The organism is Eubacterium sp. AM05-23, from assembly GCF_003477535.1.
GTDB lineage: Bacteria > Bacillota > Clostridia > Eubacteriales > Eubacteriaceae > Eubacterium > Eubacterium maltosivorans.
Genome location: NZ_QUDF01000012.1, coordinates 1 through 21,795, shown reverse-complemented (window position 1 = coordinate 21,795; position 21,795 = coordinate 1). Strand labels below are relative to the sequence as shown.

Below are 21,795 nucleotides of genomic sequence, written 5' to 3'. Positions count from 1 at the left end.
AGCCTCCAATTTGATACTATCATAATTAATTATAAAACATCTGAAAAATGAGGTTTCAAGCGATTATATATAACCGAACCTATTATCATCATTACCAAAGTAAAGGCCCAAAAATAAGCAGTCATCCCAGCATGTTCCCATATCCATCCTGTTCCAAAAAAAGAATCTCTATATCCCTGTACTATATAAAACAGAGGATTAAGTTTAAATAAAAAATGGTACTGCGCTGGAAACTGATTGATACTCCATAAAATAGGCGTTCCCCACATTAAAATTTGCATGACAACACCGATTAGTTGAGAAATATCCGAAAAAAACGGTTGAATGGATGCTGTTATCCATGTTAGTCCTGTTAAAAACATAATCAAACAGAATAAATAATAAACAATCTGAACGCTGTAAGGCGTAGGGTAAAAATGGTATAGCGAAGTTAATATAAAGGCAATCACAATAAAAAAGACATGTGTATATAAATTAGACAACATTTTCGCTGTGGGTAAAATTTTTATATTAAAAACAACTTTTTTAACCAAATAGCTATATTCTCTAAAACAGTTAGTTGCTGACATCAGGGTGTCCGAGAAAAAAAACCAGGCAATAATCCCCGTTGTCAAATAAAGGATAAAAGGAATCGAGCCATCCGTCATCCCAGCCTTTAATCCCTTTTCAAATACAAACCAATAAGTCAAAATTGTAACCAATGGATTAATAAAAGCCCAAAATACACCTAACATTGACCCGGCATAACGAGCCTTAAAATCATTTACTGAAAACTGCATTAACAGCCTCTTATTCCGGTAAATATCCCGAAAAAAAGCAAAAAAATCTTTAAACATAAATCAACTGCTCCTCTTATAAAACAAATCTGCCGCTGTATATGCTATTAGCAACAGTCAGCGGCAGTCTTATTCTCATTTTTTATTTTTATTTCTTAGAATACATCTTCTCATAGTATTCCTGATATCCGCCAGATTTCACCTGTTTTAGCCAATCCTGATTGTTTAGATACCAGTCAATGGTCTCAACAATGCCCTGTTCAAAGGTATAGGATGGCGACCAGCCGAGTTCGGTTGTGATCTTTGTGTTATCAATGGCATAGCGGCGGTCGTGGCCTAAGCGGTCCTCCACATGAATTTTCAGATCATCTGAAATCGTCGAAGCATCCGTATCAATACCATTATACTGGTTATTGCTTAATTTTTCTTTGACATTGGCAATGATCAGGTCGACAATTTCAATATTGGCCTTTTCATTGTTGCCGCCGATATTATATACTTCACCCAGACGGCCTTTATGCAGTACAGTATCAATACCGCTGCAGTGGTCTTTTACATGCAACCAGTCTCTGATCTGCATGCCATCGCCGTAAATTGGCAGATTTTTAAGCTCAACCACATTTGAAATCATGAGTGGAATCAACTTTTCCGGAAACTGATATGGACCATAGTTGTTAGAGCAACGGGTAATGTTCATTGGAAATTTAAAAGTATTTCCATAGGCCCGTACCAGGAGATCTGCGCCAGCTTTTGAAGAGGAATAAGGGCTGTTTGGCTGAATCGGTGTTGTCTCAGTAAACATACCTGTTTTTCCAAGGGCACCGTAAACTTCATCGGTAGAAACCTGAAGGTATTTTACGCCTTCTCGATAAGTTGGATAGCCATTTTCATCTTTTCCTGTCTGCCAGAGATTCTTCGCGGCATCCAGCAGAACCTGGGTTCCCATTACGTTGGTCTGCACAAAGATTTCCGGATTTTCAATACTTCGGTCCACATGCGATTCTGCGGCAAAGTTAACCACTAAATCAAAATGATATTTTTCAAACAGATCATTTATAAAGGAACGATCCGCAATATCTCCCTTTACAAATTCATAATTCGGATTATCCTCAATATCAGTCAGATTTTCCAGATTTCCCGCGTAGGTTAACAAATCCAGGTTGACAATCTTATAATCCTTATGCTGTTCCAGCATATATTTTACAAAGTTCGAGCCAATAAATCCGGCGCCGCCGGTCACTAATACTGTTTTCAATCTTTAAACTCCTCTTAAAATTCTAACGTATCTTTGATATCTTTTAAAAACGGCTGTTTCTGATCTTTTTCGGATAACAACAGCTCCAGACCTTCAACGGGCCATTCAACACCGATATCCGGGTCGTTCCATCGAATACCCCCGTCGTATTCCGGCGCGTATAAATTTGTGCATTTATAATTGAAAGTCGCTTCGTCTGATAAGACGACAAAGCCATGAGCAAAGCCTTCAGGAATGTAGAACATGGTTTTATTTTCTGCGCTCAGCTCAACACCGGCCCACTCACCGTAGGTTGGCGATCCCTTTCTCAGGTCAACCCCGACATCCCATACAGCGCCCTGGGTACAGCGCACCAGTTTTCCCTGGGAATATTTTCTTTGAAAGTGGAGCCCTCTCAGCACACCTTTTTTAGATTTCGATTCATTATCCTGAATAAAGGTCATGTCGAGGCCCTGCTTTTCAAATTCTTCCTTATTGTAAGTTTCCATGAAATAACCGCGTTCATCTCCAAAAACGGAGGGCTGAACAATTACCAGTCCTTCAATCTGAGTTTTTGTCACTGTTATGGCTGCCATTAGTTCACTCCTCTTTTCTCGTTTGCCCGGTTGATTAAGTATTGTCCATAGGCTGTTTTTTTAAGGGGATCTGCCAGCTTCAGGAGCTGTTCCCGATTGATAAACCCTTTGGTGTAGGCAATCTCTTCCACACAGGAAACAAAAAGGCCCTGGCGTTTTTGAATGGTTTCCACAAAATTAGATGCCTCAATCAGGCTGTCATGTGTTCCGGTATCCAGCCATGCCATTCCCCGGCTAAAAAGCTCAACCTTTAAGTCGCCGCGTTTTAGATAGGTCTCATTAACGGTCGTAATTTCAAGCTCTCCTCTCGGTGAGGGTTTAATATTTTTAGCAATCTCCACCACGTCATTATCATAGAAATAAAGGCCTGGCACTGCAAAATTGGATTTTGGTTCTGCTGGCTTTTCCTCAATGGATATGACGCTGCCATCCTCTGCAAACTCAACGACGCCATAGCGCTCTGGGTCTGTTACCGGATAGCCAAAGATCACAGCGCCTTTTTCAAGTTCCGCCGCGGCTGCAAGGGACTTTGTAAAGCCCTGTCCGTAAAAAATATTATCGCCCAAAACCAGCGCAACCTTATCGTCTCCAATAAAATCTTCGCCGATAATAAAGGCTTCTGCCAGGCCGTTTGGCGCTTCCTGAACTTTATATGAGAAGTTTAATCCCAGCTCCTCGCCTGTTCCAAATAAGCGTTCAAACATTGGTAAATCATGGGGGGTGGAAATAATCAAAATATCCTTAATCCCTGCCAGCATCAACGTTGACAGCGGATAATAAATCATCGGCTTATCATAAATTGGCAGCAGTTGCTTAGATACTGCTCGCGTGATGGGGTATAAACGTGTTCCAGACCCTCCAGCTAAAATAATTCCTTTCATATATCTCTCCTTAACTCTATTCGATCAATTTTCTTTTAACCATTTCAAGTATTCAGACAAAGCTTCTTCCCACGGTCTGAAAACATTGATTTTCAAATCCTCCAGACCCTTATTTCTTAGCACAGAATAATGCGGCCTGGGGGTTGGGCTTGCGTATTCCTCTGAGCTGACTGGCTTAACATCAATCTTTACGCCGCTTTTCTCAAAAATAGCAACCGCGAAATCGTACCAGCTGCACTGGCCTTCACAGGTCCCGTGATAAATCCCATATGCGTCGGTCTGGATTAACTCAATAATTGCCCGGGCAAGATCAACTGTGCTGGTAGGTGACCCTACCTGATCGCTGACCACGGTAAGCTGAGGATGATTTTCTGCTAGTCTCAGCATGGTTTTCACAAAGTTGTTGCCATCACCATAGAGCCAGGCCGTACGGACAATAAAATATTTATCCATTGCCTCTGCCACATATTTTTCACCCGCGGCTTTACTGTCACCGTATACTGTTTTAGGGTTGATGGGGTCTGTTTCTACATAGGGGCGAAGCTGTCCATTTTGGGCAATTCCTTCACCGTCAAAAACATAATCTGTTGAAACCTGTACCAAAACGATATCTTTTTCTGCCGCAATTTCCGCCAGGTTTTTGGGTCCCTCTGCGTTTATTTTAAATGCAGCATCTCTGTTTGTTTCACAGCCATCCACATTTGTCATGGCGCCACAGTTAATGATCACATCTGGTTCTTCCTTGGTAATGATCTTGCTGATTGCAGCTTTGTCTGTAATATCAAATTCTGGGATATCATAACCGACAAAATTAATATTCTTCTCTTTAAGCTGAATGCTTAATTCCCGGCCCAGCTGACCGTTGCTTCCTGTTACAAGTACTTTCATATATTTCACCTTTTTTTATTCTTTTATGCGGACTAAATCTATATTATTATACTGCACAAGCCTGTGTTTGTCTATTTTTTTTCTTAATTTTCTTAAAAATGTATCCAATTTGTATCAAAATTATGTTATAATTAATAAGCTTAAATTGCCTTTATGTTCTGATTTACACACAATATGTATTATTAAAATTTTGAGAGGATTTTATATGACATTAAAAAAGAAAGTACTGTGCATCGTTTTGGCCTGTCTGATCATTGTGGTTGGCAGTGGCGCCGTGTACGGTTTTAGCATTTTACACGGGATTGCTGGTGAACAGCTGGACGAAAGCGACCTTAACATCAACGATTTATTGGACGAGGACGTTGTAAATATCGCTGTTTTTGGCCTCGACGGCCGTGACGATGTTGATGGGGACCGTTCTGATACCATCATGATTGCCACACTTAATTTTAAAACCGGTAATATTAAAGTAACCTCCGTCATGCGTGATTTAATGGTTAAAATACCTGAAAGCAAAAAAAATGATGTAAGCTATGAAAAAATCAATGCTGCCTATGATTATGGTGGTGCTGCCCTCGCGGTTAAAACTTTAAACGAAAATTTCGACTTAAACATCTCCGACTATGTGACTGTTAATTTTGACTGTCTCGTCGATACTGTAGACGCTCTGGGTGGTGTTGACGTAAACATTGCCGATGAGTCTATTCTTTATTGGACTAATCAGTACATCATGGATGTGAATGACAAGGTTAAAAAAAGCGACCCATTTTTGGAGCATACGGGCGTACAGACGGTTACCGGTGTTCAAGCCCTTGCATTCTGCCGAAACCGCTATAGTGACAGTGACTATATGCGCACTCAGCGCCAGCGCGAGGTCGTTGAACAAATTGTCCAGAAGGCGTTTAATGTCGATATCTTTACTGGTCTCAACCTGCTAAGTAAGGTGTACCCATATGTAACCACATCCTTATCTTTACAGGAAATGACAACTTACGCCAAAGCTTTTATGGCGCTGGAAAACAAAACATTTTTGGATTTCCGGGTTCCTACTGACGAGCTTTCCTTTGGCGATATGATTGATGAAGTCTGGTATCTGGTACCGAACACGCTGGCAGACAATGCTGTTGTGCTTCATAAATTTTTATATGATATAGATACCTATACTCCTACCGATCAGCTTATGAAGATCAGCAACAACATCGCAGACAGAACCGGCGGGTCAACAGGCATTACCATTGACCCAAATGCTCCTTATCAGGACTATACAACTAACTCCTCAAACGAAAATGAACCAACCGAGCCAACCCCATCAGTCGACAACAGCTATGATGGTTCCGACAGCAGCTCATACGATAATTCTGATAACAGCTCGGATAATTCTGATTATGCGCCTCCGTCAGAAGACTATACGCCATCTGACGATTCATCCACTTCTGGCACCTCTGATGAAAGCGCAGGCAGTGCTGAATAAACAAAATGACAAAAATCCCTTTGGTCAAAGACCAAAGGGATTTTTTAGTACAATTATTTAATTTTTGCTCCGCATCAAATTGATCAGGCCGCCAGCCTGCAGCATTTCCTTCTGGCGTTCAGACACTTCGATTAAAACCGGATATTCTTCATTTTTCGTTTTATTCTTCAAAACAATTTTTCCAGCATTCACCTGTTCTCTTGCGTTATCAATCATCAGATTATCTCCCTGAGAAATCTTATCGTAATCTGCTTCATTCTCAAACACCATTGGTAATATACCGTTATTAATCAGATTATTTTTGTGAATACGGGCAAAGGATTTCGCGATAACCCCTTTAATTCCAAGATAAACGGGCGCTAAAGCGGCATGCTCACGGCTTGAGCCCTGCCCATAATTTTGTCCGCCAATAATGAAGCCTCCATCATTATCCTTTGCGCGCTGCGGAAATTCCGGATCACAGGGTGCCAGACAATAATCCGCCAGGTATGGGATATTCGAGCGGTATGGTAACAGCTTCGCATTGGAGGGCATAATGTGGTCTGTTGTGATATTATCCTCCACGACGATCAGAGCTTTCCCTTCCACTGTATCCGCAAGTGGTTTTGCCAATGGGAAAGGCTTGATATTTGGTCCTTTAACAACTTCTACCGCTTCTCCCTCGGGCGCTGGCGCAACCACTGCGTTATCATTGATCAGAAAATCCTTTGGCATTTCGATATCCGGCAGTTCAACTTTGCCGAGCGGATTTGTCAACACACCCTTAACAGCTGAAATCGCAGCGGTTTCCGGACTCAAAAGATACACATCTGCGCTGACCGTTCCGGATCTTCCCTTAAAATTACGGTTAAAGGTTCTGAGCGAAACGCCGTCGGTACACGGCGCCTGCCCCATACCAATGCATGGTCCGCAGCCACATTCGAGAATTCTGGCACCAGCGTTCAAAAGATCGGCCAGCGCCCCGTTTTCAGCAAGCATGGTCAAAACCTGTTTGGAGCCTGGCGCAATGACCAGCTGCACATTTTCCGCAACGGTCTGTCCTTTTAAAATAGCCGCTACTTTCATTAAATCAAGCCATGAGGAATTCGTGCAGCTCCCGATGGCTACCTGATTAACCTTGAGACCTTCAATTTCAGAAACCTTTACGACCTTATCAGGGCTGTGCGGGCATGCCGTCAATGGCTCCAAAGTACTTAAGTCTACCTTTACGACCTGGTCGTAAACAGCATCGGAATCTGCAGACAGCGCAATGAAGTCTCCACCTCTTCCCTGAGCTTCAAGGAAAGCCTTTGTCATATCATCGGAAGGGAAAACAGAAGTTGTTGCGCCAAGTTCTGCGCCCATGTTTGTTACCGTCGCACGCTCCGGTACGGTCAGTGTTTTCACGCCGTCTCCAGTATATTCAAAAACTTTGTTGATACCGCCCTTTACAGTACATTGCCTGAGCACTTCAAGAATGATATCTTTAGAAGAGACGCCCTTACGCAGCTTTCCTGTCAACTCAACCTTTACCACTTCCGGCATGGTGATATAGTATTCACCGCCTGCCATCGCTACCGCCACATCCAGGCCGCCGGCGCCAATGGCCAGCATACCAATTCCACCGCCTGTTGGCGTATGGCTGTCAGAGCCCAACAGTGTCTGTCCTGGAACACCAAAGCGTTCAATTTCTACCTGGTGGCAAATCCCGTTGCCCGGTTTTGAAAAATAGACACCGTGCTTTTTAGCAACGGTTTGAATATAGATATGGTCATCCATATTTTCAGGACCTTCCTGAAGCATATTATGGTCAATATAAGCTAATGAGCGTTTTGTTTTAACTCTTGGCACTTCCATGGCTTCCAGCTGCATATAAGCCATGGTTCCAGTGGAATCCTGTGTTAAGGTCTGGTCAATACGAATACCGATTTCTGTCCCTTTGACCATTTCGCCGACCACCAGGTGATCTTTAATAATCTTCTCAGTTAAAGTTAATCCCATTCTTTATCTCCTTCAAAATTAATTCGTGTATTATTATACATCATTTATGTATTATTTTACCAGACTAAACTGATGAATACCTGTAGTAAAAGCTTTTTTTACCTGCTGTTCCATCTCCGCATTGCTGACAGCCTCCGTTCTGCCCGCTTCATATGTGTTATCAATCCAGCGCTTTACGGTGGCTATCCGTGGATCGTGTTTGTCTACTTTTTCCAATGTATCCAGATGATAGCAGGTATTAATCCATGCCGCTATTCCGGCGGCTCCAGAGCTTTGGTTGACCTTGACCACCACCGGACGGTTTAAGAGCTTATTAGTATCAAAGGAATTGTAAATCGATTCATCTTTCAAAAGACCGTCGGCGTGAATGCCAGCCTTTGTCATGTTAAACTCCGAACCGACAAAGGGTCGTTTTGGATCGACGGTATAACTTAATTCTTCTTTAAAGAAACGAACAATCTCATTTAAAACAGGCAGATTAACCTTTCCGAGACTCCCCTTCAATTGGGCATACTCAAAAAGCATGGCTTCAAGGGGACAATTTCCTGTCCGTTCTCCAATTCCCAGCAGTGCGGCATTGACCGACGCCCCGCCGTACAGCCATGAGGCAGTCGAGGCGGTTACTACATTATGATAGTCGTTATGGCCATGCCATTCCATTTCTTCCGGCTTAAGTCCGCAGTGGTTCCTCAGCTCTGAAATCATTTTCGGGACACTTCTGGGCAGCTCTGTGCCATTATACGGCACACCTACCCCCAAAGTGTCGCAGGCTCTTATCTTAACGGATATTCCTGTTTCCTGGCTTAAACGCTTTAAGTTTTTCACAAAAGGAACCACAAAACCATAAAAATCAGCCCGTGTAATGTCTTCCAGATGGCATCTTGGTTTTATGCCCGCTTCCATCGCTTTCATTGCCAAGGTTAAGTAATGCTGCATCGCTTCGCTCCGCGTCATTTTCAGCTTTTTAAATATATGGTAATCCGAACAGGACATCAACATGCCTGTTTCAGCAATATTCATTTCCTTAACCAGCTTAAAATCTCTTTCGTCTGCGCGAATCCATGAGGTGATCTCAGGAAATTCATAGCCCAGCTCCTGGCATTTTCGAACGGCCTTTCTGTCTTTTTCACTGTAAAGAAAAAATTCAGACTGTCGAATCACACCTTCACCGTTATCCAATTTGTGGATCAATTTAAACAGCCCGACAATCTGATCCACACTAAAAGAGGCCATAGACTGCTGTCCGTCACGGAAGGTGGTATCTGTAATCCAGATGGTTTCCGGCAGATTATAAGGAACAAAAGCATTGTTAAATCGTATTTTAGGGATCTCTTCATAAGGAAACACATCTCGATATAATTGAGGCTCTAACACGTCCATTACCGGAATGTTTTGCCTGCCTTCTATATTTTTAAGCATTGTACTGTCACATCCCTTCAAAATTTGTTCTTAGTATATCAAAAAAATCCAAAATATGCAATTTTATTTTTAATTCTTTCAAAATTTATTTTGTTAAAGCGTCTACAGATAATCAAAAACTCTTGTTTTATCATTCTCTTATGAAATTCATTTTTATATGTATACAGTATTTTAGATAAATATAAATTGTATACTTCATTTTTAGCTATTCTTTTAGTTTGATAACCCCATTGTTATAGATTTCTTTTTCGTGGTATAATTATTCTAAATCACAAATGAAGGAAATAAGTCCAATGAAGCTTTTATATGAATTCTACTTTTTTGTAAAAAATCATAAAAAAAATTACAGCATTCTTAATCTTGCCGCACAGCTTTCTTATCGGGTGCTGTTGGCTTTTATTCCTTTTATTATGCTGATCTATAATTTTTTCAGCTGGTTTGCCCAAGGGCTCAACGATCAGGTCCTTGAGAGCCTGAAGGTTTTATTTCCCGGCTTTTTAGACGAAATGTTTAATACAGCTGCCGCTAACGCCGCCGGACCGCAGACTTCCCATTGGGCAAATATCGTCTTTGGCTTCTTTATCCTTTACGCATCCGTCTGCGCAGTCCGTTCTTTAATCCTAACTATTAACAAGGTGATGCTGATACCTGAAAAGCGTAATTATTTTCTGATCTGGGGACTGGCTATTCTCTATCTGATTATTCTTATCATTCTGATTTTAGTGGTTTTTTATTTGTATATCTTTACACAGAAAATATCCACCTCCTTTTTTGAGTACCTGAATCTTTCAGATATCTTTATCAAATTCTGGCAGGGCTTCACTTTGATTTATATCAGCGCGATTATGGCTTTGCTTATCACCGCCATCTATATGTACACACCGTCTGTCCGGATGTCTTTCTTTTTCGCATTGCCGGGCGGCATATTCGTAAGCCTGGGATGGCTCTCCATCATTGGGGTTTATGAGGCTTTTATAAAAAATCATCTGCAGATAGAGAGTCTGTTCAGTTCCATTGAAGGTCCTTTTTCCTTGATTGTCGTTGTGTATGTTTTCTGCATTATTCTAACCTTTGGCTGTGTCGTCAATTTATTTTTGCTGAAAAAGATTGGAAGGTGAATCATGAAAAACAAAACATCAAAGCTAACAGAATTCATCATTTTTATGGTAGAGGATATGGACAGAACAGATTTCTGGGGCATCTGCGCCCAAATGTCCTTTTATATTATCATGGCCTTCTTTCCGCTGATTATCTTTTTAATCAATTTTGTCGGCCGCTTTATTGTGCAGTTTAAGGATTATCTCTTTGATATTCTAAAAGAGTATCTTCCCCAGCTTTCCTACGATTATGTCCGCAGCTTAATTGATACACTGACCAGAAACCTTGCGGATAACAACTATATTTTAGTTTTATTCACCTTTTTCTTTGCAACACTGGCCGCGAGAGCGATCATGACAGGAATGAACCAAAACTATGGTAATCGTGAGAGCAGAAGCCATTTAAAAATCTGGCTTTTATCCTTTCTTTTCACAATTCTGTTTGCCATTTCGATCATCTTGATCATTTCAGCCTATGTCTTCAGCGAAGCCATCAGTGAGTATATTCTTGTACGCTTAGGCATTGACCACTTCAATATTATTTTAATGAACATTTTTACGCTGGTTTTTTCCCTGGTCACAAGTGTATTTCTATTTACCTGCGTTTATGTTTTAGCACCAGACCGCCATCTGAGATTTGTACAGGGACTTCCAGGCGCTGTTTTCTCAACTCTGGGCATAAATATCGCCTTCCGCATTTTCTTAATGTTTATGAACCACTCCTCTAAATACACCCTTCTATACGGCAATTTTGGTGGATTATTTGCACTTTTAGTCGGAATTTATTTCGTTTGCGTCATTTTAAACTTAGGCGGAAAAATAAATGTATTTTTTTCTCGATGAAACGTTTACAAATTTAAATTTCATGGTACAATATATTAAAAAGATTTTACTTAAATTAACCTATATAAAAACATTCTTATACTTTTTTATGTTAAACTATATTTAATTAAAGTATCTTCATATAATCTACAATATAACCTGTAATTAGGAAAGGACTGATTGACTATGAAACCTAAAATCGCGTACCATCTTTTTCACGAGGGAACTTATCTGAAAAGCTACGAATTTTTTGGCGCTCATTTTACAGATAAAGGTGTCGTTTTCCGACTTTGGGCACCGCACGCTCAAGCTGTTTCAGTCGTTGGCAATTTTAATGATTGGAACCCCGACTCCCATCCAATGCTTTTACAGAAGGACTCTGGCGGTGTATGGGAATGCACGATTCCTGATTTGAATAAGGGTGAGCTCTACAAATACTGCATTACGCAATGTCATGGAGAAACCGTCTATAAATCAGATCCTTACGGGATTTACTCTGAGGTCAAGCCAAAAACAGCCTCTGTTCTCTGGGACTTGGAAGGATACAGCTGGAAGGATAAAAAATGGCTTGAACAGCGTAAAAAAAATGCTTCTAAGCCAAAACCCGTCAATATTTATGAGGTTCATCTCGGCAGCTGGAGAACACATGAGGACGGAACCGTTTTAAGTTATTACGAACTTGCTGACACACTTGTCCCCTATCTCAAAGATATGCACTACACACACGTAGAGCTGATGCCCATTATGGAGCATCCCTTTGACGGATCATGGGGATACCAGCTGACCGGCTACTTTGCCGCCACCAGCCGCTATGGCGAGCCACAGGGCTTAATGCATTTTGTCGACGCGTGCCACCAGGCAGGGATCAGCGTTATTCTGGACTGGGTTCCAGGGCATTTCTGTAAGGATGCCCATGGTCTTTATAAACTCGATGGTACAAACCTTTATGAGGCGACTGAGCACCCTCACTGGGGCACCATGGAATTTGATTTTGCCAAACCAGAGGTGCTGACCTTTTTAATCTCAAACGCTTATTTCTGGTTTGACCAATACCATATCGACGGACTGCGCATTGACGGCGTGGCAAGCATGATTTATCTAAACTACGGCTATGATGATGAGTACCGCAAAAATAAATTTGGCGGAAATGACAGTCTGGAAGCTGTTGATTTTCTGAGAAAACTGAACACAGCCATCCTTAAGCATTTTCCATTTGCCATTATGGCCGCTGAGGAGTCCACCGCATATCCCAAGGTCAGCTGGCCTGTGGACGATGGCGGTCTTGGCTTTAACCTGAAGTGGGATATGGGTTGGATGCACGATACCCTCTCTTATATGGAAACAGACCCATACTGCAGGAATCAGTTTCATTCAAAACTGACCTTCTCAATGGCTTATGCCTTCAGCGAAAATTTCATTTTGCCTCTGTCGCATGATGAGGTCGTCCATGGCAAAAAATCAATCATTGATAAAATGTTTGGCCCGTATGAAATGAAATTTGACCAGCTTCGGCTTTTATATGCATACATGTATTTTCATTCCGGTAAAAAGCTTACCTTTATGGGGAACGAGTTTGCACCGTTCACCGAATGGCGCTATTATGAATCTCTTGAATGGTTCATGCTGGACTATGACAAGCACCGCCAGACCAAGGATTTTATACAAGATCTGAATAAATTCTACACCCGGGAAAATGCACTCTGGGAAAAGGATCACGGCTGGGACGGCTTTGAGTGGATCGACGCCGACAACAACGGCCAGAGTATTCTCGTTTTCAGACGGATGGGCAAGCATCCAGAGGATGATCTGATCATCTTGATCAACTTCTGCCCCTTAACCTATACCAATTTTCAAATTGGCGTGCCTGCCGAAAAAACTTACCGTCTAGTTTTCAACACAGACGATCCAAAATACGGCGGGTCCGGCTTTACTGTCAAAAAAACCGCAAAAGCGCAGGATACACCCTGTCATAACCAGCCTTACAGCGTAACGCTTAGCGTACCGCCATCGGCGGCAATCGTATTAAAGGGTGTTGCGACAAAAACTAAAAAGAAGGCTACTGCTAAAAAAACAAAGACAGCTTCTTCATCCAAGGCTGCCGGAGCCGCTGAAAAGGCGGTGAGCGTAAAAAAATCTGCCAAGTCGCAGACCGCAAAAGATACTGCTTCCAAGCCTGTCGCTAAAACGAAAAAATAGCAGTCTGGAAAGGATACCGGATGAAAACACTCGAAAAAACAAGCTTTAAAAAAGCATTCATAAAAAAAGTAGAAGAAGTTTCCGGCGAAGATTTTTCTGAATCGACCACCCAGCACCAATATCAAGCATTATCTGAACTAGTCATGGAGGAGATCACAGCCGAATGGGCTGCCAACAACAGCCGGCTTCACAAAATGGAAGAAAAACAAATCTATTTTTTCTCCATCGAATTTCTGATCGGCAGGCTGTTAAAGGCGTATATTAACAACCTCGGATGGGATGGTGTTGTATCTGAGGTCCTCTGTGAGCTTGGGCTTGATTACGAAGCCATCCAGGCCAGAGAGCACGATCCCGCCCTCGGCAATGGCGGTCTTGGGCGGCTTATGGCCTGTTTTCTGGATTCAACCGCTGCCATGGGCTTTCCTGGACATGGAAATGGAATCCGGTATAAGTTTGGCCTGTTTGAACAGAAGTTCATCAATAATGAGCAGGTTGAGGTTGCGGATAACTGGCTGAAAAACGGCTATCCATTTGAAATTGCCAAGCCTGATAAGTCTGTTGTTGTAAAGTATAAGGGGAATGTCCGAACTGAAATGGTCAATGGCAAGCTGGTTTTCATTCATGAAAATTATGAACCGGTACTCGCCGTCCCTTATGATGTCCCTGTTCAGGGCTATCACAACAAAACCGTTAATTCACTTCGCCTCTGGAGTGCGCAGCCAGTAGAGGATTTTGACCTCTCCACCTTTAATCAGGGCCACTTTTTAAAGGCCATGCAGCGCCGGTCCGAGGCAGAGGCTATCAGCCAGATTTTATATCCCAATGACAATGGCTTTGAAGGAAAACAGCTTCGCCTCAAACAAGAATACTTCTTTGTCTGTGCCGGACTGAAGCGGATTGTACGGCGCTATAAAAAGTTTAATCACGGATCAATGGATGGATTTTCTGATAAAATCTGTATCCACATCAATGATACCCATCCCGCCCTTTGTGTTCCGGAACTCATGCGGATTCTCATAGATGAGGAAAACTATGAGTGGGACAAGGCCTGGGATATGACCGTTAAATCCATCAGCTTCACAAACCATACCGTACTGCCCGAAGCGCTGGAAAAATGGCCCATTGACATGGTAAAGGAACTGCTTCCCCGTGTCTACCAGATTATTGAAGAAATCAACCGCCGGTTTGTCAATGATATGAACTGGTACTACCCAGACCAGGAGGCCCGCAATTATTCTATTTCCATTTTAAAGGATGGTCAGGTTCATATGGCACACCTGGCCATTATCGGCAGCCATTCTGTCAACGGCGTCGCAGAGCTGCACAGTAAAATTCTGCGTGAGGAAACCTTCAAGGATTTTTACGCGGTTTTTCCAGAGCGTTTTCATTCTGTAACTAATGGCGTAACGCCAAGACGCTTTTTAATGGGCAGCAACCCTCAATTAAAAACCTTACTCAATGAAACCATTGGTGCCGACTGGGCAATGCCTAACCAGCTAACTAGCTTGGAGGCACTGCTCCCATACGCATCTGACACCGCTTTCTGCGAAAAGCTGGGCGCTGTCAAGCATCGAAATAAGGCTCATCTGGCAGAATATATCAGGAAATCCCAGGGAATTGAGCTGAACCCGGATTCGATCTTTGATATTCAGGTCAAGCGCATTCATGAATATAAGCGGCAGCTGCTGAACGCTCTGCACATCATGTATCTTTATAATGCGCTCAAGGCTGATCCAAATATGGATTTTGTTCCGAAAACCTATATTTTCGCCGGAAAGGCTGCACCATCCTATTATTATGCCAAGGAGGTCATCCGGCTAATCAATGTCATTGCGGACAAGGTGGATAATGACTCAGCTGTCAGTGACCGCCTAAAGGTCGTTTTCGTGCCAAATTTTAATGTCTCTGTTGCCGAGATGATCTACCCTGCCGCCGAAATCTCTGAACAGATTTCCACGGCGGGTAAGGAAGCCTCTGGTACCGGAAACATGAAATTTATGATGAACGGTGCCGTTACACTCGGCACAATGGATGGCGCCAACGTTGAAATCGCTGAAGCTGTGGGAATGGATAATATTTTCACCTTTGGCCTTTCAGATGTGGAAGTTGCAAATTACAATGCCCACGGCGGCTACCGCTCTCTGGACATTTATGAATCCGATCCGCGGGTTCGGGAAGTCCTGGAACAACTGATTAATGGCTTTTTTGGCAACACATCCACCTTCCAGTCGATCTATGATTCACTGCTGATTCATAACGACCCCTATTTTGTACTTAAAGACTTTGCCTCTTATGCGGACATCCAGTCAACCTCGAGTTCCGTATACAGAGATCAAAAAAGATGGCTGCAAATGTCAGCTGTCAATATTGCACATTCCGGAATGTTCTCTAGTGACCGCTCTATTGCTGATTATCAGAGAGAAATCTGGAAAATCAAACCATTCATTTACGAGGAGGAAATATTATGAATACCGAATGTGTCGCTATGCTCCTAGCTGGAGGACAAGGAAGCCGCCTGGGATCCCTCACATTTAACAACGCTAAACCCGCCGTTTTATTCGGTGGTAAATACCGTATTATTGACTTTCCATTAAGCAACTGTATGAATTCTGACATCGACGTCGTCGGTGTCCTTACCCAATACCGCCCTTATATTCTGAATAACTATATCAGTGACGGTAGCGCCTGGTCCCTTGACAAGGTTGGAGCCGGCGTCCGCATTCTCCCTCCCTATATGGGACAAAAGGGCGGCCGATGGTATAACGGCACTGCTGATGCCATCTACCAAAATATCGACTTTATTGACAGCTTTGATCCAGAATATGTGCTCATCCTGTCTGGCGACCATATCTACAAAATGGATTACTCCAATATGGTTAATTTTCATAAGCAGAAATCTGCCGACCTCACCATCGCAGTAATGGATGTCCCGTGGGATGAGGCCCATCGTTTTGGGATTGTCAATACCAACGACGAAAGGCGTATCTTAGAATTCCAGGAAAAGCCCCCGGAACCAAAGAGCAACAAGGCCTCGATGGGGATTTATGTCTTTACCTGGGACGTCCTGCGCAAAGCCTTAATTGAGGATGCTGAAAATCCAGATTCTGAAAATGACTTTGGCCACAATGTTATTCCGATGCTTCATGAAGAAGGCAAACGGATCTTTGCCTACCCATTCTCCGGCTACTGGAAAGATGTCGGAACCATCCAGAGCTACTATGACGCCAATATGGATTTGCTCAATCCAGCCTGTGATTTTGATTTGACAGACCGGAATTTCAGAATCTTCTCAAATAATACCAGCCGCCATCCGCAGTTTATCGGACCGGACGCAGTAGTAAAACACAGTCTGATCTGCGATGGGTGTGTCATTTTCGGATCCGTCGAAAATTCCATTATCTCCCACGATATTATTGTTGGGAAAAACACTGTGCTCAAAAATTCAATCGTCCATACCGGCGCAGTCATTGAGGATGGCGCGCATCTGGAAAATTGTATTGTTGGTTCAAGAGCTTACGTTAAGAGTGACGTCCGCCTGGTGGCTGCTGAAAGTGACAACCCGGCTGAAATTCACGTTTTAAATTCATAGGAGGTGCTCAGAAATGAAAAAAGCAATTGGTATTATTTTAAATGTAGACGGCGATAACTCAGATCTCAATGAATTGCTCCAGCACCGCAGTATCAGCACTCTGCCCTTTGGCGGCCGTTACCGCATGATCGACTTTACCCTGTCCAATATGGTAAATTCCGGCATCTCCCATGTCGGCGTGGTCGGCTCTCACAAATACAGCTCCCTCATCGATCATCTTGGGACAGGAAAGGAATGGTCCTTGAGCCGTAAAACGCAGGATTTGTCTATTCTTGCGGGCAGCAGCAGTGTCCGTTTTGGCAATCTTATGAAAATCAACCTTCGCGATCTGTACAATAACCGCGCATTCCTGCAACACAGCAGTGATGAAGATGTCGTTATCTCGGCCCCAAACCTGGTGACCAGCTTCAGCTTTAACGCGTCCTATAAAATCCATAAGACAAACAACAGCGATGTCACCTTGATTTTTAAAAAAGTACAGCCAAGCTTCACCTTTGAAAACAACGACGTTTTCTTAGAATTTGATAAGTATCGTATTACCAATATCCACTACCAAAAGGAAAAAATGACGGACCATTGCTATGCAGATATGATGATCATTAAAAAATCTGTTCTTCTGGATTTAATGGAGCTTGGTGAACGCACCGGCGAATGGGACTTGATGGATATGATTAAGGCTAATCTGGATACCCTGCGCGTATACGGCGCGCCGCATACCGGCTATATTAACCGTGTCCACGATCTGGCCAAATATTACGAAGCCAACATGGATCTTTTGGAATTCGACATCATGAAAGAGCTTTTCCTGAATGAAAATTCCATCCATACCAAAATCAAGGATAACCACCCGACCCTTTATCAAAATGAGGCTGTCGTGCGTAACTCCATCGTCGGCAGCGGCTGTGAAGTTGAGGGGAAAATTTATCACAGCGTTCTCTTCCGTGACAGCAAAATCGGATATGGCAGCGAAATATCCAACAGCATTATCATGCAGAAAGCTGAAATTGGAAATAACGTTAAACTGAACTATGTTATTTTTGATAAAGACGTTAAAATACGTGATAACGCATCGCTGGTCGGAACAAAGGATAACCCGATTGTATTAAGTAAAGGAATGGTTATATAACAATGGATAAATTAAAAATCTTGTTTGCCGCTACCGAGGCTTATCCCTTTGCCAAAAGCGGCGGCTTAGGCGATGTGATCGGCTCATTGCCAAAGGCCTTTCCAAAGGATCAGACCGATATCCGTGTTATTCTTCCAAAATACGCCTGTATCCCGGAAGAGTATAAAAAAGATTTTAAACTCATCGATATTTTCTATGTTAAGGTTGGTCTGAGTGACCAGTACGTGGGTATACAGCAATATGAAATGGATGGCGTCATCTACTATTTTTTAGACAACGAATACTATTTTAACCGTCCAAACCTGTATGGTTATTACGATGATGGTGAACGCTTTGTTTATTTTTGCCGCGCTGTGCTCGAGTCCATTCCCTATATCGATTTTTATCCGGATGTACTCCACTGCCATGACTGGCAGACTGCACTGATCCCGTTCCTGCTCAAGGAACAGTATCAGTGGCATTACCTGAATACAAAAACTGTCTTTACCATCCACAACATGAAGTACCAGGGCCTCTATGGTTTTGACGATCTTAAAGGTGTCTTGAATCTGGACTATTTCCCGGCTGCCATGGAGTTCTACCGGAAATTAAACTTGATGAAGGGTGCTCTTTATACCTCTGACCTGGTAACCACTGTCAGTCCGACCTACGCTGAGGAGCTCAAAGATCCATACTATGGCGAAGGCCTTGACGGCGTGATGCGCGACATCAGCTACAAAACCGTAGGCATTCTAAACGGAATTGACGAAACCGTCTATAACCCCCAGACGGACCCGGCGCTCTTTGTACCCTACACTCGGTCTTATAAAAAGAAAACCGAAAATAAAACAGCGCTCCAGGATTATCTGGGGCTTCCGGTTAATCCGAAGGTTCCGATGATTTCCATGATCACACGTTTGGTTGAGCAGAAGGGCCTTGATCTCGTCGCTGCCGTTATCCATGAAATCCTCCAGATGAATATCCAAATGGTCGTTCTTGGCACCGGCGATGCCCAGTATGAAAATATGCTGCGTGAGGTAGCCTATACCTATCCAGATAAAATGATCACCATCATTGATTTCAATGAGGACCTCTCTCGAAAAATATATGCTGCCAGCGATATGTTTCTGATGCCTTCAAAGTTTGAACCCTGCGGCTTATCTCAGATGATTGCAATGCGCTACGGCACTGTTCCCGTTGTTCGGGAAACAGGCGGTCTGAAGGACACCGTACACTATTTTGACAAAGAAACCAAAGAAGGCAATGGCTTTAGCTTTGCCACCTACAATGCGCATGATATGCTCTTTACCCTACAGCGGGCTGTTGGTCTGTATTATGACGCGCCCGAGTTGTGGAAGACACTCATGACCAACGCATCAAAATCAAATTTCGACTGGAAGATTTCCGCCGAAACCTATCTATACTACTACAAGAAAGTAACAGGTAAATTATCATAATGAATTTTAGACACAATTCCTGGGATTTAAGATTTAAGGAGCCTTTCGGAGCACTTCCGTCAGGCTCCCAAGCTACGATTCGTGTTTATACCACACACGCTGTCAATGTTAAATTAAGGACATACTACAATTCAATCGAACACTTTTACGACATGGTACCATCGAAATTTCCTGACATGATGGAGTACACACTCACATTACCCGATCAGCCAGGTGTTTTATGGTACGATTTTTGTTATGAGCAGAACGGCCGCAGCTACTGCTACGGCACACAGAATGACACCCTGGGCGGCGAGGGACAGATTTACGAAGCCTTTCCACCTTCCTATCAGATTACACTCTATGACAAGGTCCGTGAGATGCCAGCGTGGTACACAGATGGTATCATGTATCAAATTTTTCCCGACCGCTTTAATAAGGGCGAAAAGAAAACCTTTGAGCCCCAGTATAAAAAACAGTCGCTTATTCACGGTAACTGGAGCGACAGCCCCCATTATTTTCGTGATAGTCAGGGAAATATCGAGTACTGGGATTTCTTCGGAGGCACCCTTCAGGGAATCATCGAAAAGCTTGATTATTTAAAAGAACTGAATATCTCAATCTTATATCTCAATCCTATCTTTGAATCCAGCAGCAACCACAAGTATGATACGGCAAATTATCTTCATATTGCCCCGGAATTCGGCAATACAGAACTTTTTGAACAGTTATGTGCCGAAGCAAAAAAACGCGGTATACGCGTCATTTTAGACGGTGTATTCAGCCACACCGGGGACGACAGCATTTACTTTAACAAATACGGAAATTATCCCGGATTGGGGGCTTACCAGTCAAAGGATTCTCCTTTTTATTCCTGGTACCGCTTTAATGATTATCCAAACGAATACGAATGCTGGTGGGGTGTCAAATCAATGCCCAACGTTGAAGAATTAACACCTGAATATAAGGATTTTATTTTTGAAAATGAAAATTCAGTGATCCGAAGATGGCTGAAGGCCGGTGCTTCAGGCTGGCGGCTTGATGTCGCCGACGAGCTCCCGGACGAATTTATCGAGGGGATAAAAACCGCCATGCTGCAGGAAAAGGAAGACGCTGTTCTCATCGGTGAGGTCTGGGAAGACGCCTCCAGAAAGGTGGCCTATGGCGTTTTGCGCCGGTATTTTTATGGTCATGAGCTGGACGCAGTGATGAATTATCCTTTTCGCGACGCACTCATTAATTTTATGATGGGTTATAAAGGCTCTCGGGAAACTGCACGTCTGATGATGTCACTCTATGAAAACTATCCCAGAGGGCAATTTAAGGGGAATATGAACTTGATCGGCTCTCATGACCGTATGCGTATCCTGACAATTCTGGGAGAAGCACCCACACTTTCTAAAGAAAGCGACAAAGAGCACTATAGGCTGACCCAGGAACAATACAATCTGGCCAAAAAACGTTTAAAAGTTTTAAGCCTGATCCAACTAACCTTTCCGGGCGTTCCCTGTATCTATTACGGCGACGAAGCCGGTCTTCAGGGTTATGAAGATCCTTTTAACCGGGGTACATATCCATGGGGCCATGAAGATACGGAAATTTTAGAATGGTACAAAAAAATAACCGCCCTGAGGGCAAAGCACAAAGCCTTCCAACGGGGCTCATGGTATCCGCTTCCCTGCAAGGATGACGTTTTTGCTTATGTACGTGACCTCAAAGATGAAAGCTACCTCTGCCTTTTTAACCGTAATACTGTCAAAAGTCGCTGCTTCAGCCATGGTGCGGTTAAAGACCGTGAAGGTATTGATCTGCTTACCAATAAGCAGGAAAATCTGAATCAGATTATTTTAGAACCTTTGTCAGCAAAAATTTATAAGGTTGTCGGAGGACGCATTATTTTACACGGCAATGAGTATAAGGAGAAGGGAATTATTCCTTCTAAATATTTAACCCCTTGAGTTAATAACTCAAGGGGCTTTTTTTGACGGACACGTATTCGGGGGGAAAAGGCTGTGGCGCCGCGCACTTCCGTGTCCTGCGGACACTCCAGTCGGGGGCTGCGCCCCATAAAAAAAGGATGGTCATTGGCCCTTTGCAAGCAGGCTTGCGCGGGCCTCCTATTGGAAGGCTTGCGGGCTGTGACGCCGCGCACTTCCGTGTCCTGCAGACACTCCAGTCGGGGGCTGCGCCCCATAAAAAAAAGATGGTCATTGGCCCTTTGCAAGTACACTTGCACGGGCCACTCACCATCTTTTTTTTGCGCGGCTTAAGCTTGAACGCAAAAAGACCCCGCGATGTCCTATCC

16 protein-coding genes are annotated in these 21,795 nt (G+C 43.1%); 9 read left to right on the top strand and 7 right to left on the bottom strand.

Annotated elements, in window-relative coordinates; genetic code table 11:
- Nucleotides 1-29 precede the first annotated feature (29 nt).
- The 5 genes from DW091_RS15385 to rfbD all read right to left on the bottom strand — a co-directional run bounded on the left by DW091_RS15385 (nucleotide 30) and on the right by rfbD (nucleotide 4,375).
- Nucleotides 30-836: an ABC transporter permease gene (locus DW091_RS15385; protein ID WP_118518605.1), complete on the bottom strand. Its 807-nt coding sequence runs from the start codon at nucleotides 834-836 to the stop codon at nucleotides 30-32.
- 88 nt (nucleotides 837-924) lie between these two features.
- Nucleotides 925-2,031 (bottom strand): dTDP-glucose 4,6-dehydratase, encoded by a 1,107-nt coding sequence (gene rfbB, locus DW091_RS15380; protein ID WP_118518604.1) that lies wholly within the window; start codon nucleotides 2,029-2,031, stop codon nucleotides 925-927.
- Between the two features lie 14 nt (nucleotides 2,032-2,045).
- Nucleotides 2,046-2,606 carry a dTDP-4-dehydrorhamnose 3,5-epimerase gene (gene rfbC, locus DW091_RS15375; RefSeq protein WP_058693531.1) on the bottom strand — a complete coding sequence of 187 codons (561 nt, stop codon included), beginning with the start codon at nucleotides 2,604-2,606 and terminating at the stop codon, nucleotides 2,046-2,048.
- On the bottom strand, nucleotides 2,606-3,487 hold the full coding sequence (gene rfbA / locus DW091_RS15370) for a glucose-1-phosphate thymidylyltransferase RfbA (RefSeq protein WP_058693530.1): 882 nt from the start codon (nucleotides 3,485-3,487) through the stop codon (nucleotides 2,606-2,608). The genes rfbC and rfbA overlap by 1 nt, the downstream gene beginning before the upstream one ends.
- Before the next feature lie 24 nt (nucleotides 3,488-3,511).
- Nucleotides 3,512-4,375 (bottom strand): dTDP-4-dehydrorhamnose reductase, encoded by an 864-nt coding sequence (gene rfbD / locus DW091_RS15365; RefSeq protein WP_096920826.1) that lies wholly within the window; start codon nucleotides 4,373-4,375, stop codon nucleotides 3,512-3,514.
- 205 nt (nucleotides 4,376-4,580) lie between these two features.
- Between rfbD and DW091_RS15360 the strand changes: the two genes are divergently transcribed.
- On the top strand, nucleotides 4,581-5,846 hold the full coding sequence (locus DW091_RS15360) for an LCP family protein (protein WP_158577914.1): 1,266 nt from the start codon (nucleotides 4,581-4,583) through the stop codon (nucleotides 5,844-5,846).
- Nucleotides 5,847-5,903: 57 nt separating this feature from the next.
- Here the strand turns inward: DW091_RS15360 and DW091_RS15355 are convergent, their stop codons facing one another.
- Together DW091_RS15355 and DW091_RS15350 are read right to left on the bottom strand one after the other, a co-directional pair.
- Nucleotides 5,904-7,826, bottom strand: coding sequence for an aconitate hydratase (locus DW091_RS15355; RefSeq protein WP_118518602.1), 1,923 nt, complete (start codon nucleotides 7,824-7,826; stop codon nucleotides 5,904-5,906).
- 51 nt (nucleotides 7,827-7,877) lie between these two features.
- Nucleotides 7,878-9,245: a 2-isopropylmalate synthase gene (locus DW091_RS15350; RefSeq protein ID WP_118518601.1), complete on the bottom strand. Its 1,368-nt coding sequence runs from the start codon at nucleotides 9,243-9,245 to the stop codon at nucleotides 7,878-7,880.
- A gap of 293 nt (nucleotides 9,246-9,538) precedes the next feature.
- Between DW091_RS15350 and DW091_RS15345 the strand changes: the two genes are divergently transcribed.
- The 8 genes from DW091_RS15345 to DW091_RS15310 all read left to right on the top strand — a co-directional run bounded on the left by DW091_RS15345 (nucleotide 9,539) and on the right by DW091_RS15310 (nucleotide 21,448).
- Nucleotides 9,539-10,363: a YihY/virulence factor BrkB family protein gene (locus DW091_RS15345; protein WP_058693525.1), complete on the top strand. Its 825-nt coding sequence runs from the start codon at nucleotides 9,539-9,541 to the stop codon at nucleotides 10,361-10,363.
- A gap of 3 nt (nucleotides 10,364-10,366) precedes the next feature.
- Entirely contained in the window at nucleotides 10,367-11,185 is an 819-nt protein-coding gene (locus tag DW091_RS15340; protein WP_118518600.1) for a YihY/virulence factor BrkB family protein, read from the top strand.
- A 165-nt stretch (nucleotides 11,186-11,350) separates the two neighbouring features.
- Nucleotides 11,351-13,360: a 1,4-alpha-glucan branching protein GlgB gene (gene glgB, locus DW091_RS15335; RefSeq protein ID WP_118518599.1), complete on the top strand. Its 2,010-nt coding sequence runs from the start codon at nucleotides 11,351-11,353 to the stop codon at nucleotides 13,358-13,360.
- Between the two features lie 20 nt (nucleotides 13,361-13,380).
- Nucleotides 13,381-15,828, top strand: coding sequence for a glycogen/starch/alpha-glucan phosphorylase (locus DW091_RS15330; RefSeq protein ID WP_118518598.1), 2,448 nt, complete (start codon nucleotides 13,381-13,383; stop codon nucleotides 15,826-15,828).
- Nucleotides 15,825-16,949, top strand: coding sequence for a glucose-1-phosphate adenylyltransferase (locus tag DW091_RS15325; RefSeq protein ID WP_082669203.1), 1,125 nt, complete (start codon nucleotides 15,825-15,827; stop codon nucleotides 16,947-16,949). Before DW091_RS15330 ends, DW091_RS15325 begins: the two co-directional genes overlap by 4 nt.
- 13 nt (nucleotides 16,950-16,962) lie before the next feature.
- On the top strand, nucleotides 16,963-18,075 hold the full coding sequence (glgD, locus tag DW091_RS15320) for a glucose-1-phosphate adenylyltransferase subunit GlgD (RefSeq protein WP_058693521.1): 1,113 nt from the start codon (nucleotides 16,963-16,965) through the stop codon (nucleotides 18,073-18,075).
- 2 nt (nucleotides 18,076-18,077) lie between these two features.
- A complete protein-coding gene (glgA, locus tag DW091_RS15315) occupies nucleotides 18,078-19,511 on the top strand; it encodes a glycogen synthase GlgA (RefSeq protein WP_096920820.1) in 1,434 nt (477 codons plus the stop codon).
- Between the two features lie 176 nt (nucleotides 19,512-19,687).
- Entirely contained in the window at nucleotides 19,688-21,448 is a 1,761-nt protein-coding gene (locus tag DW091_RS15310; protein WP_224168817.1) for a glycoside hydrolase family 13 protein, read from the top strand.
- Nucleotides 21,449-21,795: the final 347 nt, after the last annotated feature.

What these genes read in the sequence shown, in the direction of transcription:
- DW091_RS15355 (WP_118518602.1), bottom strand. Translation starts at nt 7,826, where the DNA reads ATGGGATTAACTTTAACTGAGAAGATTATTAAAGATCACCTGGTGGTC.
- rfbD (WP_096920826.1), bottom strand. Translation starts at nt 4,375, where the DNA reads ATGAAAGTACTTGTAACAGGAAGCAACGGTCAGCTGGGCCGGGAATTA.
- glgB (WP_118518599.1), top strand. Translation starts at nt 11,351, where the DNA reads ATGAAACCTAAAATCGCGTACCATCTTTTTCACGAGGGAACTTATCTG.
- rfbA (WP_058693530.1), bottom strand. Translation starts at nt 3,487, where the DNA reads ATGAAAGGAATTATTTTAGCTGGAGGGTCTGGAACACGTTTATACCCC.
- glgD (WP_058693521.1), top strand. Translation starts at nt 16,963, where the DNA reads ATGAAAAAAGCAATTGGTATTATTTTAAATGTAGACGGCGATAACTCA.
- rfbC (WP_058693531.1), bottom strand. Translation starts at nt 2,606, where the DNA reads ATGGCAGCCATAACAGTGACAAAAACTCAGATTGAAGGACTGGTAATT.
- DW091_RS15330 (WP_118518598.1), top strand. Translation starts at nt 13,381, where the DNA reads ATGAAAACACTCGAAAAAACAAGCTTTAAAAAAGCATTCATAAAAAAA.
- glgA (WP_096920820.1), top strand. Translation starts at nt 18,078, where the DNA reads ATGGATAAATTAAAAATCTTGTTTGCCGCTACCGAGGCTTATCCCTTT.
- DW091_RS15340 (WP_118518600.1), top strand. Translation starts at nt 10,367, where the DNA reads ATGAAAAACAAAACATCAAAGCTAACAGAATTCATCATTTTTATGGTA.
- DW091_RS15310 (WP_224168817.1), top strand. Translation starts at nt 19,688, where the DNA reads ATGATGGAGTACACACTCACATTACCCGATCAGCCAGGTGTTTTATGG.
- DW091_RS15350 (WP_118518601.1), bottom strand. Translation starts at nt 9,245, where the DNA reads ATGCTTAAAAATATAGAAGGCAGGCAAAACATTCCGGTAATGGACGTG.
- DW091_RS15360 (WP_158577914.1), top strand. Translation starts at nt 4,581, where the DNA reads ATGACATTAAAAAAGAAAGTACTGTGCATCGTTTTGGCCTGTCTGATC.
- DW091_RS15325 (WP_082669203.1), top strand. Translation starts at nt 15,825, where the DNA reads ATGAATACCGAATGTGTCGCTATGCTCCTAGCTGGAGGACAAGGAAGC.
- DW091_RS15345 (WP_058693525.1), top strand. Translation starts at nt 9,539, where the DNA reads ATGAAGCTTTTATATGAATTCTACTTTTTTGTAAAAAATCATAAAAAA.
- DW091_RS15385 (WP_118518605.1), bottom strand. Translation starts at nt 836, where the DNA reads ATGTTTAAAGATTTTTTTGCTTTTTTTCGGGATATTTACCGGAATAAG.